We start from the raw sequence: 15926 nt of genomic DNA, 5'->3' as shown, positions 1-15926 counted from the left end.
AGTGCTGCGCCACCCCGGCGACCACCGCCCCACGCGCTGGCGGGAGGCGACCATGAACGGCGCCTCCTACTGGCGGGACTGGCAGGGCATGAGCCCGGCCGCCCGCCTGCTCATCACCAACGGGCTCGCCTTCAACCTCGGCTTCTACATGATGATGCCCTTCCTCGCCCAGCACATGGGCAGCGGGCTCGGCCTGGCCGGCTGGGCCTGCGGCCTCGTCATGGGGATGCGGGTCTTCAGCCAGCAGGGGCTCTTCCTGCTGGGCGGTACCCTTGGAGATCGCATCGGCTACCATCCCGCCATCGTCTGGGGCTGCCTGGTACGATCCTTGGGCTTCGTGCTGCTGGGCTGGGCCGAGTCCCTGCCCATCCTGCTGCTGGCCGCCGCCCTCACCGGCTTTGCGGGAGCCCTGTTCACCCCCTGCGCCCAGGCCTACCTTGCCAGCGAATGCCGCAACCCGAGCCAGCGTCAGCGCGCCTTCGCCCTGCACAATCTGGCCAGCGAGGCGGGCATGCTGCTCGGCCCCCTGGTCGGCCTCACCTTGACCCAGCAGAGCTATACCCTGACGGGGATCCTGGCGGCGAGCCTCTTCGCTCTGCTCGGAGTGCTGCAATACCGGGTGCTGCCCAAACGCCCGGTGAGCAACAAGAGCCCCCGTGGCGCCATCTTGCGCCAATGGGGGGAGATAGTGCGCCAGCGCCCCTTCATGGGGTTCACCCTGCTGGCGGGCAGCTACCAGATCCTGTTCCACCAGCTCTACCTCGCCCTCCCCGCCCATATCCAGAGCCTGCCGGACGCCACCCACCTGCTCGGCGGCGTCTTCACCCTCTCGGCGGTGATCGGTGTCGTGCTCCAGCTCCCGGCCTCCCGCCTGGTGGAGCGCCGCCTGGGGGTGCCGCTCGCCATGGGACTGGGGATAGGGCTGATGGGCCTCAGCTATCTCGCCCTGCCCCTGCTGGCACCCTGGCCGACGGCAGGCGTGTTGACGCAGGTGGCCCTGCTTTCCCTGGGCTCCATCCTCTGCTTCCCGCTCTTCGCCGCCCAGCTGCCCCGCTACGCCCCCCCTGAGCAGCTCGGCAGCTACTACGGCTTCTATGCCAGCGCCGGGGGCTGCATGGCGCTCTTTGGCAACCTGCTCATCGGCTTTATGCTGGGGGATGCGGGCAGCCGCCCCGCCACCGCCATCTGGTGGCTGCTGGCCCTCGCCGGCCTGCTGGCGGGGTTTGGTCTCTATACCCAACTGCGCAAGGATGGCCAGGTGCAACCTGCGCCCCATCACTAAACAGGGCGGCCAAGGCCGCCCTGTTTCTATCCCACTCTTCCCCCACTCCCCACCTTATCCGTCTCACCCGAGACAAGGCGATATTCTTTACGTAGGGGGCGGTCTTGTCAGAAAAGTGTCTACACTGCCAACATGGTCAGCCCTCGGATGTATGGAGATGGTATTCACCTGACAGTTGCCCACAAAAGGGAGTGGTCATACGGCTTCAAACCGGATAACAAAACGGTACCCCTACCGTGTTATCCGGAGTCACCGTATGACCACCAACGAGAAAGTAGCACGTCGTAAATTCAGCTTGCTAGAGCTCGCCAAAGAGCTCAATAACGTCAGCAAAGCCTGCAAGCTCATCGGCTACAGCCGTCAGCAGTTCTACGAAATTCGCCGTAATTACCAGACCTATGGCGCCGAGGGATTGCTCGACAAATTGCCCGGCTGTAAAGGGGCTCATCCCAATCGGGTCGCTCCCGAGATTGAACAGGCCATCCTCGATTACTCCCTCACCAGACCAACTCATGGCCCGCTGCGGGTCGCGCAAGAACTGGCTCTGCAAGGCATCAATGTCAGTGCGGGCGGTGTGCGTGGCGTGTGGCAACGGCACGACTTGCTCTCCAAACACGACCGCTTGCTGCGCCTTGAGAAAACTCACCGGGAGCAGACCATTGAGCTCAATGACGAGCAGTTCGCCTGCTCGAACGCTTCAGCCCCGAGTTTCGCGAACGCCAGATTGAGGTTCACTACACCGGAGAACTGGTGGCGGTCGACACCTTCTTCGTCGGCGCGCTCAAGGGGGTTGGCAAGGTGTATCTGCAAACCGTGCTGGACTGCTATAGCCGCCACGCCTGGGGACGGCTCTACACCAGCAAGCTGCCGGTGACCTCGGTCCATGTGCTCAACGAAACGGTATTGCCGTTCTTCGAAGCCCATGAGGCGCGGGTCTATACCATCCTGTCGGACAACGGGCGCGAGTTCTGTGGGCGCCCTGACCATCATCCCTACGAGCTGTTTCTGCAACTGGAGGGAATTGAACACCGGACAACCAAGGTACGCAGGCCGCAGAGCAACGGTTTTATCGAGCGACTGCATCGCACCCTGCTGGATGAACACTTCCGTATCAAGGGGAGAACGACCTGGTATGAGTCGGTAGAGCAGATGCAGACAGACCTGGATAGCTACCTGGAGCACTACAACACCCAGCGGCCACATCAGGGCAGGATGATGGAAGGACAGACTCCCTACAGCATGTTCAAAAAGGGTCTGAAATTGATACCGAAGGAAGTGCGCACTAAAGTAGCGTAAACAAGACACCGGTTTGAGGCCGGTGTCAGGTGATAACTAGATCTGTACACTCAGGAGAATTTCAGGTTGGTAGAATTGAAGGAATAATGAAAATTATGGTGAGTTACTGAGGCCGAGTCACAATGCCCAAAAATAATTAATGACAGCATCGTCAGATGGTGCTGTACTAATATAGTATATTGAACACCAGTAAAGGGGTAATGCTATTATGTATAAGTATAAACCTTATTATAAATTCAATCCCACGATAAAGAATTTCATGGACGACCAACTGAGCCCAGAAGATGTGGTCAAAAATATTGTATTACTAGTTGAGAATCTTACTCATTACTTCTCACAAATTGGAGGCACGGTAAACATTACAAGTAATTGTGTGATCACTATAACTACACACCTTACTCAGAATGAGTGTGATGATATTGTCAAAAATCACCTTAACGACCTTAAATTATATGCAGAAAAAATGACCTAAAAACCTTATATCGTTGATTAAATTAGCCAACAGGCGTAATTAAGCATTATCGGCAAGCTCCACAACAGCAGGGTTCTCCACTGTTCTCATCCCTCTCAACCAATATATCGTCTCCAAAAGATCAGCCATAGGATAATGGCTTTCATGCGGGGATAGCTCACGTCCAAGTCAAAAATCAAAAAAATCGCTCATTTCACTATTCGGTGACAGAGTATGACATTCAACCATATATTTATATTTTTCAATATTAGATAATTTCAAAACAACTAATTCCCCCACTTGTTTTATTGCTATTGAATTCTTATCAAAGTCAGCTCCACTTGTAACTACTTTAAAATTTTCCAAATCTCCCATTATCTTATTTTTGTGTGCCGCTCTTGTCTTGTCAATATTTAGATGACGTCCCATAAATGGTTGACATAATAATTTACCGCTTTTTCCAAAAGCATCTTTAGATACAAGCCATCTTTTTATGACTTCAGTTTTAGTCACCATTGAACTGTCATCCACCGCAAATCCAACCAAGTTCACTAATATGTAATCGTCTGATATTTTACTAACAGATACAGTCGACGTTACCAACATAAGTACAGAGAAAAATGATTTACCTATCATGGCGAGGTCCATAATCTTAAGCGAGTAGAGTACAAGATTAGTACAATAATGATTTAATAAAACTCAAAGCAGCAGCTCTCTCCGCCGTTTTCATTCTTTGATCCAGATCGACCTCAATGGGCTTGCCACTCAGGAAATCGGTCCCCCTGATACCCCTAATTCCTTATCTCCCCAGATGCAGTGCCAACCAGACCGCCAGCGGGATCACCACCACAGAGAGCGCATTGCCGCCGAGCACGATGCTGGCCACCTTGTCGGGCTGGCACTGGTACTGCTCACTGAGGATGTAATTGAGCACCGCCGGGGGCAGCGCCACCGACAGCATCAGGAGTGGTATCCAGTCAGGTTCGAGGGGCAGCAGCCAGACGGCGAGCCCCAGGGAGAGGCCCCCCGCCAGCAGATAGAGCAGGTTGCATTTGAGCGCGAGCCTCAGGTGGCCCAGCTCCCCCTCCATCAGCCGGATGCCTAAGGCAAACAGCATCAGGGGCACCGCTATCTGGCCGAGCAGGGCGGCGCTGGTCACCAGGTATTCCGGCAGCGGGATATGCAGGTTGGCCACCAGCAGCCCGGCGAAGGCGGCCCAGAGCACGGGGCTTCTCAGCCAGAGCCAGCGGGAGCTGCTGGCCGAGAGGATGAACATGCCCACCGAGAAGTGGAGCAGGTTGGAGAGCACAAAGAGGATGACGATGGCGCCGAGCTGCTGCTCGCCAAAGGCGAGCACCATCAGCGGAATGCCGAGGTTGCCGGTGTTGCGAAACATGGCGGGCAGGATCAGCGCGGCTCGCTCTATCTCCTTGAGTTTGAGCAGGGATAGCAGCAAGCCGGGCAGCAGGATGACCAGGGCACCGGCCCCCACAAGGGGCAGGTGCGCCGCGAGATCCAGGGGGTATTTCACCAGGGCCGAGAAGACCAGCGCCGGGGTAAAGAGTTCGATATTGGCCCGGTTGACATAACCCAGGGCCCCGCCCGGTCGCAGCCGTCCATAGAGGGCGCCAAGGCCCACCACCGCAAACACGGGAATGACGATATTGAGCAGGGCGCTGAACATGGGTATTCCGTTTACAGTTCGCGGGCCGGGCGTCCCATCAGCACCACGGGGTCCAGCGTCACCTCCTGGCTGCCGTTGCTGACCCAGAGCTGGCCGTCGGAGATGGTGCAGGTGAGCTGCATGGTGCGCTCCACCATGGCCGCCAGGGGCAGGGTCTGGCTGTCGGAGAGTTCGATGACGCTCAGGTTGTCGTGCAGACCGAGCTTGCCCTGGTTCTGCTTCCACCAGACGCTGGTGCCACGACCGCCATAGAGGTAGAGCACCACCTGGCGAGAGCGATTGCATGCCTTCTTGAGACGGCGCTCGTCCGGCTGACCCAGCTCAATCCAGAGTTCAATCTCATCGGAATAGTTCTTGCACCAGAGCTCGGGCTCGTCGTCGGCTGAGAGCCCCTTGGTGAACTCCAGTCGCTCGGCGGCATGCCAGGCGAAGGCCGCGAGGCGGATCATCATGCGCTCGTCGGTCTCGGAGGGGTGACGGGCCAGGGTGAGGGAGAAGTCCTGATAGAGATTGCGATCCATGTCAGACAAGCTGATCTGGGCCTTGAAGATGGTTGCCTTGAGCGCCATAGAAGTCGTGAATACCTGATAAAAGAGAAGGGGGCGGACATGCCGGGCGTCAGTGTAATCAAAATGGCCGCCGTGTTCGACCGTCTTGCGCTCCCTTTACCCCATCAGGGGCGGGCAAGTGCTTCAGAAGCACAAAAAACAAATGCCAGTCGTGAGACTGGCATTTGGCGGCATGAACGAGAGTGACTCACTTCTCGGCGGACTTGACCCCGAAGGCATTGAGCAGCAGGCAGCAGGTCACTGCCACTGCCACGAACCCGCTCAGGAAGATAAAGGGCATGGCCCCATACCCCAATACAGTCCAGATGGTGTGTTCAAGCAGACTCATAGTGTGTCCTTCATCCAGTGAAATGGGTGTCCCTTTCGTGACGGGGTCGCCCCCGTTCCTGATGAGACTATTTGACCTCAACCCGCGCCTGAGTCCTATGCCACCAAAGTAATAAATGGGGCACCAGTTTGCGCCAGATCAAGGTTTTCCCCCTCCCCGCCCCGTTTTTCTTCACGCCCCCGCCCCAAACCGGAAAGGTATGCCCAACAAAAAGCGAGGCGACCTTGGGGTCGCCTCGCTCGATGTATGCCGTCGAGAGCCATCAGTAGAAGGTCTGCTGCTCCGCCGCCATCGCTTTCAGCCGCGCACAGGGGGCGAAGCGGTCGCCAAAGCGCTTCTGATGGTGCTCAAGACGCCCCACCAGATAGTCGATGCCGAGGCTGTCCATGTAGCGGAACGGACCGCCCAGGAAGGGGGGGAAGCCGATACCGAAGATGGCGCCGATGTCGCCATCCCGGGCCGAGGCCACCACGCCGCCATCCAGGGCCATGGCAGCTTCGTTGAGCATCAGCAGCACGCAGCGCTCGGCGATCTCCTGCCTGGCCAGCTTGGCCTGGGGCTTGACGCCCAGCACGTCGTAGACGCTCGCATCCACCGTCTTCTTGCCCTCCTTGCCGGTGAGCTTGTTGCGCGGAGCCGCCTTGCCATAGAGGTAGAAGCCCTTGCCGTTCTTGCGCCCCTTGCGATCGTCCTCCAGCAGCTTGTCAAAGGCCTTGGGCGCCTGGAACTGCTCGCCACCCAGCTCTTTTTCGAGGATGGGGGAGATCTTGGCCCCCACGTCGATCCCCACCTCGTCCAGCAGGGTGATGGGGCCGACCGGGAAACCGAAGTCGAGCAGAGCGCCGTCCAGTACCTCCACCGGCTCCCCTTCCAGCACCAGGCGCGCCGCCTCGTTCATGTAGGGCGCCAGGATACGGTTGACGTAGAAGCCGGCCTCGTCCTTCACCACGATGGGGGTCTTGCCCTGGGCCCGGGCGAAGGCCAGGGTGGTGGCCACCGTCTCGGCGCTGGTACCAGCGTGGGGAATGATTTCGGCCAGCGGCATCTTGTCCACCGGGCTGAAGTAGTGCAGCCCCACCACCCGCTCCGGATGCGTCGCCGCCGAGGCGATCTGGTGGATGGGCAGGGAGGAGGTGTTGGAGGCAAACACGGTGTGCTCGCCGCACTCGCGCTCCACGTCCTGCACCATCTGGTGCTTGAGGTTGATGTCCTCGAACACCGCTTCCACCACCATGTCCACCCGGTGGAAGCCGGAATAGTCCAGGGTGCCGGTGAGCAGGCTCATCTGTTTTTCCAGCTCGCTGCGCAGCAGTTGGCGACGCTTGACCTTCCTCGCGAGGAGGTCGTAGCTGTAACGCATGGCATTGCCGATGCCGGCGCTCGCCACATCCTTGATCCGCACCGGTACCCCCGCCTTGGTGGCGGTGACGAAGGCGATACCGCCCCCCATCAGGCCGCCCCCCAGCACGGCGGCATGACCCACCTTGCGCGGCTCGGCCCCCTGATAGCTCACCTCTTTCTTCATCTCCGTGGTGGCGAAGAAGAGGGAGCGCAGGGCGGCGGATTCCGGCGTCATCACCAGCTCGCCGAAGTGGCGGGCCTCGGCCTGCAGGCCGGCCTGCATCCCCTCCTCCACGCCGATGCGCACCACCTCGATGATGCGCTCCGGCGCCGGGTAGTTGCCCCGGGTCTTGGCCTTGACCCCCTTGCGGGCCTGATCGAACAGCACCTTGCGACCAAATTTGTTGGTCTCCAGCACCTTGCCCTGCAGATCCCGTTTCAGGTGGTGGCGCGGCTTGCCCTTCTTGGCAAGCTTGATGGCGGCTTCCAGCAAAATGGACGGGGGCACCATGTCATCCACCAGCCCGAGCTTCCTGGCCTGTTTGGCCCGCACCTGCTTGCCGGTCAGCATCAGATCCAGTGCCTTGGCCACCCCGATGAGGCGCGGCAGTCGCTGGGTACCGCCGGAGCCCGGCAGCAGGCCGAGCTGCACTTCCGGCAGGCCCAGCACGGTTTTACCGTGATCGGTCACCACCCGGCCATGACAGGCGAGCGCCAGCTCCAGCCCGCCGCCAAGGCAGGGGCCGTGAATGGCGGCGATCACCGGGATCCCCAGGGCTTCGATCTCGGCGAACACCTCCTGTCCGGCCCGGGACAGCGCTTCGGCATCCTGGGCGCTGGTGCAGGCCGCCAGCATGGCGATGTCGGCCCCGGCGATGAAGGAGTCCTTCTTGCCGGAGGCGATCACCAGGCCGATCAGATCCCCGTTCGCTTTCACCTCGGCCAGCACGGTGCGGATCTCGTCTGCGAAGGCGGCCTTCAGGGTGTTCATGCTCTCACCGGGCACATCCATGGTGAGGATGCCGATGCCGTCTTTGCGTATATCCAGGGAAAAAGTCTTGGCACTCATCATTCCACCTCCAGCACCATGGCCACACCCAGCCCACCCGCCGCACAGGCGGTGTTGAGCCCCAATCCCCCACCCCGACGCCGCAGCTCGTGCAGGGTCTGGGTGATCATGCGCGCCCCCGTGGCGGCAAAGGGATGGCCATAGGCCAGGGAGCCACCGAGCACGTTGAACTTCTCCATGTCCACCTCGCCGATGGCCTGATCCCGGCCCAGCTTGTCACGGGCAAATTCGGCGCTTGCAAACATCTTGAGGTTGGCGAGCGTCTGGGCGGCAAAGGCTTCGTGCATGTCGATGAGGGTCAGATCCCCAAGGGTGATGCCGGCACGGTCCAGCGCCAGCGGCGTGGCATAGGAGGGGCCCATCAGCATGTCCTGCCAGACATCGATGGCGGAAAACGCGAAGCTGCGGATGTAACCCAGCGGCTCCAGACCCAGCTCGCGGGCCCGCCCTTCACGCATCATCAGCACGGCGGCGGCGCCGTCGGTAAGCGGAGTGGCGTTGGCGGCGGTCACCGAACCGTGGGCCCGGTCAAAGACCGGTTTGAGCTTGGCGTAACTCGCCAGATCGGAGCTTTCGCGGATGTTGTTGTCCCGCTCCAGCGGCGACTTGTAGGGGGGCACGTGGGCGGTGAACACCTCGCCATTCAATTTGCCCTGCGCCCAGGCTTCGGCCGCCAGGGTGTGGGAGCGGTGGGCCAGCGCATCTTGCGCCTCGCGGCTGATCTGGTGGGTCTTGGCCATCTGCTCGGCGGTCTGCCCCATGGAGAGACCGGTGGAATACTCGGCCACGGCCGGGGGCACCGGCAGCAGGTCCTTCAAGCGCAGACGGCGCAGAATATTGAAACGCTGCTGGAGGTTGCGCGCCTTGTTGAGATCCACCAGGGCGCGGGCCAGCGACTTGCTGACCCCGATGGGCAGCACGGAAGAGGAGTCGGCACCGCCGGCGATGGCGATGTCCACCGTGCCGGCCATGATGGATTCGGTGACATTGGCCACCGCCTGGAAACTGGTGGCGCAGGCGCGCGACACGCTATAGGCATCGGTGCTGACGCTCATGCCAGTGCCAAGCACGATCTCCCGGGCGATGTTTGGCGCTTCCGGCATCTGCACCACCTGGCCGAACACCAGCTGGTCGATGAGCTTGGGGTCGAGATCGGTGCGGGCGAGCATCTCGCTCACCACCAGTTTGCCCAGATCCACCGCAGGCACGCCGTGAAAAGCGGTGGCCTGCTTGGCAAAGGGGGTGCGCAGACCCGCCACGACGGCTATCCGTTCGCCCTGGCGAGTCGTCAGTTTCAATGGCTGTTTCATCCTGGCTCCTTGGGTTAAAAAGGCAGAGGTCTGACCTCATTGCGCCACATCTTAACAATCCAATCACAACTTTCATACGGCTGATTGAAACTAAATTGTCCCCATCTTGCCACCCTCCCTCGCCCTTGTGAGCCAACTGGGGTATAAAAAGATCAACTTCCATAAAAACAACGGGTTTATCGCATGGCAGCGGCCGAGTTCAGAGCACTTGGAGACTATCTGGGCAGCCAGATCCTGGGACAGGGCCCCCTCATCGAGGGGTTGCTGATCGCCCTGTTATGTGAAGGACATGTGCTGATCGAGGGGGCCCCCGGTCTTGCCAAGACCCGGGCGGTCAAGGCGCTGGCCGGTGCCGTGGAGGGGCGCTTTGCCCGTATCCAGTTCACCCCGGATCTGCTCCCTGCCGATCTCACCGGCAGCGAGGTCTTCCATCCCCAGGATGCGAGCTTCGTGTTTCAACCAGGTCCTCTGTTCAACCATCTGGTGCTGGCGGACGAGATCAACCGGGCGCCGGCCAAGGTACAGTCCGCCCTGCTGGAGGCCATGGCCGAGCACCAGATCACCGTGGGCAAGAAGAGCTGGCGCCTGCCCTCCCTCTTCATGGTCGCCGCCACCCAAAACCCCATCGAGCAGGAAGGGACCTATCCCCTGCCGGAGGCCCAGCTCGATCGCTTCTTGCTCAAGCTGCTGGTGGATTACCCCAGCCCCGCCATGGAGCTGGCCATCCTTCAACTCAACGCCCGCGGCGACGCCCTGCCGACGCCGCCGGTCACCCTGAGCCAGTCCGACTTGCTGGAAGCCCGCACCGCAGTTCAAGGGGTACAGATGCAGGGGCGCCTCGAGCACTATATGGTGCAGCTGGTGTGCGCCACCCGCCCCGGCAGCGGCCTGTGCCCCGAGCTAGACCCCCTGGTCGCGGTGGGGGCCAGCCCCAGAGCCAGCATCGGCCTCGCAAGAGCCGCACGGGCCCGGGCCTGGCTCGCCGGGCGCGACTTCGTGCTGCCCGAAGACATCCAGCAACTGGCGCCAGCCGTGCTGCGCCACCGCCTCATCCCGAGTTATCAGGCGCTGGCGGACAACCTCGATAGCGAGGCGCTCATCACCCTGCTGCTGGATGCCATTCCATGCCCCTGAGCCGGCCCCCACAGGCAGCCCTATCGCCATGACCCCCGTCGCCGAGCCCCGGGATCACCCCGACATCACCCTCACCCTCGAGCGGCTGCTGGCGGTGCGCCTCTGGACGCGCCAGGGCGAGCGTGCCCGCATTCATCAGGCGCCCCAGGGGCGTATCGGACGCCAGCCCGGGCTCCATTTCAGGGAGCTTCGCCTCTATCAGGCCGGTGATGAGGTGCGTCACATCGACTGGCGGGTCACCGCCCGCCTCGGCCGCCCCCACACCCGCCTCTACGGGGAAGAGCAGGATCAGGCCCACTGGTTGCTGCTGGATCTCTCACCTGCCATGTACTTTGGCTCCCGCGCCCAGCTCAAGGCCCGCCTTGGCTGCGAGCTGGCCGCAGCCCTGTTCTGGCAGGGGGAGAAACAGGCCAATACCTTGATCTGCCAGGGCGCAGTCCCCCACACAGAGCACCAGCGCGGCTCTCTCATGCCTCTGCTGGAAGCGCTCTGCCGCCATTACGAGGCAGGGCTGGATCGCGCCCCCCAGCCTAGGACGCTGGCCCAGACCCTGGCACGACTCACCCTGCCCCACGGGGCCAGATTGACCCTGATAAGCCATCACCAGGCACCGGACCAGGCACTCTGCCAGCAGTTGCAACGCCTTCGCCCGCGCCACGACATCCACTACTGGCAGATCCGCGATCCCCTGGAAGCCGCCCTGCCCGAGCAGGGGCAGCTGGCAGTGCAGGCAGGCAGACACAGCGGTTGGCTCGCGGGAGAAGACCTCCGCTTTCGCGCCCGCTATCAGAGGGCGGCCGACGAACAGGCCGAGGCCTGTCGCCAGCAGTTGCTGCCCCTGGTGACGCGCCTCTATCGCCTCGACAACGGCGCCACCCTGCAACGCCAGTGGCAGGAGGGCGGATGCCGTCTGTTTTGAGGGGGGAGCAGGGCGTGCCCGCACCGGATGCATATCGCCAGCCCTCGTCCAGCGAGTCCTTGCAAGCCATCCGTGCCGAGCTGCGCGACATCCATCAAGGCCCCGCTCTCGAGCCTGCACAGGATCCTCGCCTGATGGCCCTCGGGGGGCTGCTGATCGCGGCGATCGCAGCTTGCTTGATCGCCATGACGGCCCTCACCCTGTTGCGCCAGCGCCGCTGGGCGCACCGGATAGACTGGCAGGCAGACGATCTCGTCCCCAGGCTGCAGGATGCCCTGCGAGAAGCGGCAATGGCCCGCTGGCCCGAGGCGGCCCCCCTGCAAGGGGAGGCCTGGCTCGCCTGGCTGGACAGCAAGGGGGGGAGCGATTTTTCCCGGTTTGCCGCCCAGTGGCCGCTCTGGCTCTATGGGGGCAGCGTGCCCGATGAGGCGCAGCGCAAAAGATTGCGCCTCGCCTATCTCGCCTGGGGGCGACGCTGCGTCAGCGCGCCGCGATTCCCGGCAAGCAAGCGAGGGGCCCCTTCCCCGGAGGGTACGCGATGATCCTCGCCTGGCCCTGGTTTTCCCTCGCCCTCGCCCTGCCGCTGCTGGTGCGCTTCGGCCTGCCTCCCATGAAGGGGCGCAAGGGAGGAAACCGGCTCGTTCATGGAGGTTTTCCCCTGCTCCAGCCCCAGACGGGGCAGCCCTTGTGGCGCATGATGCTCTGCTGGTGCGCCCTGGTACTGGCCCTGTGCCGCCCCCAGTGGCAGGAGCCCCCGATCATTCACTACCAGAGCAGCCGGGACCTCATCCTGGCGGTGGATCTCTCCGACAGCATGCGCACCCAGGACATGCTGGATGACGGAGAGCAAACGGACAGGCTTGCCGCGGTGCGCCAGCAGATAAGCAACCTTGTCGCCTCCCGCCCGGGGGATCGCATCGCCCTCGTCGTCTTTGCCGATCACGCCTATCTGCTCTCCCCCCTCACCCAGGAGACCGGGGCTCTGCTCACCCTGGCCAGGGAGCTCGATTTCGATCTGGTGGGGCGCACCACGGCCCTGGGGGAAGCCATCCTGCTGGCACGCCAGCACGCCGACCCCACCCGCCCCACCGCCCTGCTGCTGGTGACGGACGGCCGCAATACCTCGGGCAATGCGGATCCCCTGACCGAGGCCAGGCTCGCCGCCAAAGCCGGCATCCGTCTCTATACCCTGGGGGTGGGCGCCGACCCCGACACCTTCGCCGCGCCCGCAGGGGACGCCGATCCCAGTGCCGAACTGGATGAAGCCCTGTTGCAGCAGCTGGCGACACTGGGAGGAGGCCGCTATTTTCGCGCCCGCAACCGGGGCGATCTCGCCGCCATCAACCAGGCCATCGACACCCTGGAGCCCCTCGCCCGGCCCCAAACCCTCTCTCGGCCCCACCAGGAGCTCTACCCCTGGCCACTGGCCCTGGCCTGGCTGCTGCTCTGCTGGCCAGCCCGCTGGCGCATCCCCCTGTCACACAGGCCATCCCATGAGTAGGCAGGCCATGATGGTGGCACCATGGAGCTGACCTTGCTGCGCCCCCTCTGGTTGCTGGCCCTGCTCCCCTGGCTGTGGCAGGGGTGGCGCCGCCGCCGCGATCCCGGCTTGCTCTCCCCGGCCATGCAGGCCTATCTGCTGCCGAGCCGCCATCGGGCCATCCCCTGGCGCTGGCTTGCCTGTCTGCCGGTGATCCTGGCGCTCTCGGGCCCCGCCCTGCGCCAGCAGTGTCTCCCCATGCCGAGCCCGGCCCTCGATATCTGGCTGCTGGATCTCTCCGACTCCATGCTGGCACAGGATCTGGCGCCGGACCGGGCAACCCGGGTGAGGCTGGGATTGCAGGAGATGCTGGCCGACATAGCGCAGCAGGACGCGGCCCATCCCATCGCCCTCATCCTGTTTGCCGGGGATGCCTACCTCGCCATGCCTCCCACCCGGGATCATCAGGCCATCGCCCTGCTGCTGCCAGACCTGCGCCCGGCCATCATGCCTGTCCAGGGCAGCGCCCCCGAGCGCGCCGTGGCCCTGGCCCTCACCCTGATCCCGCCGGGCCAGTCCGCCCGTCTGCTGCTCGTGACCGACGGCCTCTCCGGGACAGCGCGCGATCGCATCGCCGCCCTCTGGCCCTGCCTTAATGACCTGTTCTGCAAGGCAGGCTCGGCCCCGCGGCTCGACATCCTGCTGGCCAGCGGGGGCAAGGAGACCCGGCTGCCCGGTGTGGCCGCCGAGCGCTGGCAGCTCGGCAGCCCGATCGGCCACACCTTGCCGGCGCCCGACGAGGAGGCCATGACCGCCCTTGCCGCCAGTACCGGAGGCAGGCTGGCCTGGCTTGATTCCGGCCTGCCCCGCTTTGCCCCCCTGCCCATGGGCCAGGCCCTGACGCAGGGGCAATCCCGGGATCTCGGCCCCTGGCTGCTCATCACCTTGCTCCCCCTGGCGCTGCTGGCGCGGATCGGCGCCCACTGGCTGCTGGTGATCCTCGTCATTGGCTTCGCGCCCCCTTCCCTGCAGGCGGCCTCCCGACAAGATGAAGCAGGCTGGCAGGCTTATCGCCAGGGACACTATCGGGAAGCGGCCAACACCTTCCAGGATCCGGTCTGGCAAGGCAACGCCTGGTATAGAGCCGGGGATTACGCCAGGGCCGTCGCCGCCTATGGCAGGGCAAACAGCGCCACCGCCCACTACAACAGGGGCAATGCCCTGGTCTGGCTCGGGGATCTTGCCGCCGCGGAGCAGGCCTATCTGAGCGCCCTTCGCCTTGAACCTGGGCACAGGGATGCCTTGCACAACCTGGCCCTGCTGCGGGCCAACCCGCCGCAGACAACGCCCTCGGCAAATGCCCCGGCGCAGGTTGACACTCCCAACCCCGCCCACGCCTCAGAGGCTCCCCGCCCCCCGGCGCCCCCCGTGCTGCTGCTGGAGCAGCGTCTTCGCAAGGAGGCCCTGCGCCGCCCCCTGATCAAGGTGGAGGAGCCCTGGTGATCCTCGTGCTGCGCTTGCTCTCCCCCCGGATCGGCTGCTGGCTGCTGCTCGCCCTGTGCGCTATGCGGGTGCAGGCCGCCCCTGTCGAGGCCGAGCTGTTGCCGGGGGCGAGCGAGCGCGACTGGCTGCTCGTCATCAAGGCCGACGGGATGTACCGCGATGAGGATCTCAACCTGCAACCGCTGCTGCGCCAGTTTGCGGTCGGGCGGGTCAGTATCCAGCGGGTCAGTGCCCAGAGCCGCAGCCTGACCCGCTGGCAGATCCCCCTGCACCTGCTCGATACCAGCCCGCGCCAAGTGCCCTCCCTGCCCCTTGGCGCCGATCTCACCCCCTCCCTGGCGGTGCCGACACGTTCTCTGGACGGCATCCTGATGCCGGCACAAGACCCGGTATTCTCTCCGGTCGAGCTGCAGGCCCGGGTGCTCCATGAGGGGAATCTCTACCCCGGCCAGCCCTTCATCTATGAGCTGACCCTCTGGCTGCCTGCCAACCTGGAGGCCCCCAACCTCGGCGAGCCCATCACCCCGGCCTTTACCATCCGCCGCCTCGGCGAGGATCGCTGGGATTCTCCCGCCAGCCCTGGCCTGCCCGGGCGTCTCACGCGAAAATGGCTGCTGCAGGCCAAAGGGCCCGGGCTCCATCCCGTCGAATCCCCCCGCTTTCAGGGGCGGTTGCCGCCCCAGGATGCGGCCGGTGCGACCGCGCCGGGCAACGCGGGGGATCTGCTGTCCGCCAGGGCGGCGACCCTCTTCATCAAGGTGGACAAGGCCCCCCTGGAGCCGGTGGCGAGCAGCCTGGTGTTGCGCCAGCAGTTCAGCCCGGCCCAGGCCAAGGTGGGTGAGCCGGTGATCCGCACCCTCACCCTGGTGATGGAAGGGGGGGATGGCAACCGCCTGCCCCCCTTGCCGGCCCCGCCCCTGCCCGCCGGCCTCTCCATGAAGCCGGACGGCGAGCAGCAACAGGAGCGATTCGTGGCCGAGGGGGCGCTTCGCTTCGAGCGCCAGTGGCGCCAGGCCCTGACCGCCGACGAGGCGGGGCGCTATGTGCTGCCCCCCCAGACCCTGCGCTGGTTCAACACCCAGAGCGGTCGCATCGAGGAGGTGCGCCTGCCCGCACATTCTCTGGTGTTCACGGCAAGGGAGAGCGCCACTCCCGCCTCCCCCGCACCAGGGATCCAGTATCTCTATTGGGTGCTCCTGGCCATCCTGCTGCGGGCATTCATGCGCCGCTGGCCGCGCTGGCGCGCTTTCTATCGCCTGCAACGGGCCCTCGCAACGGGCTCTCCTGACGAGGCCAGGGAAACCCTGCTGACCTGGGCCGTCCTGCGCTGGGACACCCCCTGCCTGCATCTGGCCAGGCTGCCCTGTCACCGCGACCCCGCCATGGGGGCGCTGCTGGACGACCTGGATCGGGCCTGTTTTTCCCCCAAGCGAGTCCCTGGCGAACACCTGCCCAGGCAGGCGCTCGCCAGGGAGTTGTGCACCAGGGAGAGCTTTGCGATAGCCTATGGTCTTCGAATACTGGCGTGGATGCGTGCATGATGCGCCCCTCATGAAACAG

Annotated in this window: 13 protein-coding genes and 1 pseudogene; 8 read left to right on the top strand and 6 right to left on the bottom strand. The window is 63.5% G+C overall.

Annotated features, from left to right (window positions below):
* The first annotated feature begins 52 nt into the window (after window positions 1-52).
* Both I6L32_RS17070 and I6L32_RS17065 read left to right on the top strand, forming a co-directional pair.
* Complete coding sequence (locus tag I6L32_RS17070) at window positions 53-1282, top strand: MFS transporter (RefSeq protein WP_216944223.1); 1230 nt, start codon at window positions 53-55, stop codon at window positions 1280-1282.
* A 256-nt stretch (window positions 1283-1538) separates the two neighbouring features.
* Window positions 1539-2578 (top strand): annotated as a pseudogene (locus tag I6L32_RS17065) (IS481-like element ISAs19 family transposase).
* A 640-nt stretch (window positions 2579-3218) separates the two neighbouring features.
* Here I6L32_RS17065 and I6L32_RS17060 read toward each other — a convergent pair.
* The 6 genes from I6L32_RS17060 to fadI all read right to left on the bottom strand — a co-directional run bounded on the left by I6L32_RS17060 (window position 3219) and on the right by fadI (window position 9330).
* Window positions 3219-3665 carry a hypothetical protein gene (locus I6L32_RS17060; RefSeq protein WP_216944222.1) on the bottom strand — a complete coding sequence of 149 codons (447 nt, stop codon included), beginning with the start codon at window positions 3663-3665 and terminating at the stop codon, window positions 3219-3221.
* Window positions 3666-3828: 163 nt separating this feature from the next.
* On the bottom strand, window positions 3829-4713 hold the full coding sequence (locus I6L32_RS17055) for an AEC family transporter (RefSeq protein WP_216944221.1): 885 nt from the start codon (window positions 4711-4713) through the stop codon (window positions 3829-3831).
* A gap of 11 nt (window positions 4714-4724) precedes the next feature.
* Window positions 4725-5282: a YaeQ family protein gene (locus tag I6L32_RS17050; RefSeq protein ID WP_010674671.1), complete on the bottom strand. Its 558-nt coding sequence runs from the start codon at window positions 5280-5282 to the stop codon at window positions 4725-4727.
* Window positions 5283-5469: 187 nt separating this feature from the next.
* Complete coding sequence (locus I6L32_RS17045) at window positions 5470-5610, bottom strand: TIGR02808 family protein (protein WP_010674670.1); 141 nt, start codon at window positions 5608-5610, stop codon at window positions 5470-5472.
* 262 nt (window positions 5611-5872) lie between these two features.
* The gene (gene fadJ, locus I6L32_RS17040) at window positions 5873-8020 is read right to left on the bottom strand and encodes a fatty acid oxidation complex subunit alpha FadJ (RefSeq protein ID WP_216945201.1); all 2148 of its coding nucleotides are present in this window, start codon (window positions 8018-8020) and stop codon (window positions 5873-5875) included.
* Window positions 8020-9330 (bottom strand): acetyl-CoA C-acyltransferase FadI, encoded by a 1311-nt coding sequence (gene fadI, locus I6L32_RS17035; RefSeq protein ID WP_201927244.1) that lies wholly within the window; start codon window positions 9328-9330, stop codon window positions 8020-8022. Before fadI ends, fadJ begins: the two co-directional genes overlap by 1 nt.
* Before the next feature lie 183 nt (window positions 9331-9513).
* Between fadI and I6L32_RS17030 the strand changes: the two genes are divergently transcribed.
* The 6 genes from I6L32_RS17030 (at window position 9514) to I6L32_RS17005 (ending at window position 15907) form a co-directional block, all read left to right on the top strand.
* The gene (locus I6L32_RS17030; protein ID WP_182934901.1) at window positions 9514-10464 is read left to right on the top strand and encodes a MoxR family ATPase; all 951 of its coding nucleotides are present in this window, start codon (window positions 9514-9516) and stop codon (window positions 10462-10464) included.
* Between the two features lie 28 nt (window positions 10465-10492).
* Complete coding sequence (locus tag I6L32_RS17025; protein ID WP_182934902.1) at window positions 10493-11383, top strand: DUF58 domain-containing protein; 891 nt, start codon at window positions 10493-10495, stop codon at window positions 11381-11383.
* Window positions 11368-11925 carry a DUF4381 family protein gene (locus tag I6L32_RS17020; protein WP_223931090.1) on the top strand — a complete coding sequence of 186 codons (558 nt, stop codon included), beginning with the start codon at window positions 11368-11370 and terminating at the stop codon, window positions 11923-11925. The genes I6L32_RS17025 and I6L32_RS17020 overlap by 16 nt, the downstream gene beginning before the upstream one ends.
* Window positions 11922-12884 (top strand): VWA domain-containing protein, encoded by a 963-nt coding sequence (locus tag I6L32_RS17015; protein ID WP_069784735.1) that lies wholly within the window; start codon window positions 11922-11924, stop codon window positions 12882-12884. The genes I6L32_RS17020 and I6L32_RS17015 overlap by 4 nt, the downstream gene beginning before the upstream one ends.
* Window positions 12885-12905: 21 nt before the next feature.
* Window positions 12906-14366 carry a tetratricopeptide repeat protein gene (locus I6L32_RS17010; protein WP_216944220.1) on the top strand — a complete coding sequence of 487 codons (1461 nt, stop codon included), beginning with the start codon at window positions 12906-12908 and terminating at the stop codon, window positions 14364-14366.
* A gap of 62 nt (window positions 14367-14428) precedes the next feature.
* Window positions 14429-15907, top strand: a complete 1479-nt coding sequence (locus I6L32_RS17005) for a BatD family protein (protein WP_216945199.1) — start codon at window positions 14429-14431, stop codon at window positions 15905-15907.
* The last annotated feature ends 19 nt before the right edge of the window (window positions 15908-15926 follow it).

It is taken from the genome of Aeromonas sp. FDAARGOS 1402 (assembly GCF_019046925.1).
In the GTDB taxonomy this organism is placed as follows: Bacteria; Pseudomonadota; Gammaproteobacteria; order Enterobacterales; family Aeromonadaceae; genus Aeromonas; species Aeromonas caviae.
The sequence above is the reverse complement of the archived record's forward strand: the minus strand, read 5'-3'. Positions and strand labels throughout refer to the sequence as shown.

What these genes read in the sequence shown, in the direction of transcription:
- I6L32_RS17070 (WP_216944223.1), top strand. Translation starts at nt 53, where the DNA reads ATGAACGGCGCCTCCTACTGGCGGGACTGGCAGGGCATGAGCCCGGCC.
- I6L32_RS17060 (WP_216944222.1), bottom strand. Translation starts at nt 3,665, where the DNA reads ATGATAGGTAAATCATTTTTCTCTGTACTTATGTTGGTAACGTCGACT.
- I6L32_RS17055 (WP_216944221.1), bottom strand. Translation starts at nt 4,713, where the DNA reads ATGTTCAGCGCCCTGCTCAATATCGTCATTCCCGTGTTTGCGGTGGTG.
- I6L32_RS17050 (WP_010674671.1), bottom strand. Translation starts at nt 5,282, where the DNA reads ATGGCGCTCAAGGCAACCATCTTCAAGGCCCAGATCAGCTTGTCTGAC.
- I6L32_RS17045 (WP_010674670.1), bottom strand. Translation starts at nt 5,610, where the DNA reads ATGAGTCTGCTTGAACACACCATCTGGACTGTATTGGGGTATGGGGCC.
- fadJ (WP_216945201.1), bottom strand. Translation starts at nt 8,020, where the DNA reads ATGAGTGCCAAGACTTTTTCCCTGGATATACGCAAAGACGGCATCGGC.
- fadI (WP_201927244.1), bottom strand. Translation starts at nt 9,330, where the DNA reads ATGAAACAGCCATTGAAACTGACGACTCGCCAGGGCGAACGGATAGCC.
- I6L32_RS17030 (WP_182934901.1), top strand. Translation starts at nt 9,514, where the DNA reads ATGGCAGCGGCCGAGTTCAGAGCACTTGGAGACTATCTGGGCAGCCAG.
- I6L32_RS17025 (WP_182934902.1), top strand. Translation starts at nt 10,493, where the DNA reads ATGACCCCCGTCGCCGAGCCCCGGGATCACCCCGACATCACCCTCACC.
- I6L32_RS17020 (WP_223931090.1), top strand. Translation starts at nt 11,368, where the DNA reads ATGCCGTCTGTTTTGAGGGGGGAGCAGGGCGTGCCCGCACCGGATGCA.
- I6L32_RS17015 (WP_069784735.1), top strand. Translation starts at nt 11,922, where the DNA reads ATGATCCTCGCCTGGCCCTGGTTTTCCCTCGCCCTCGCCCTGCCGCTG.
- I6L32_RS17010 (WP_216944220.1), top strand. Translation starts at nt 12,906, where the DNA reads ATGGAGCTGACCTTGCTGCGCCCCCTCTGGTTGCTGGCCCTGCTCCCC.
- I6L32_RS17005 (WP_216945199.1), top strand. Translation starts at nt 14,429, where the DNA reads ATGCGGGTGCAGGCCGCCCCTGTCGAGGCCGAGCTGTTGCCGGGGGCG.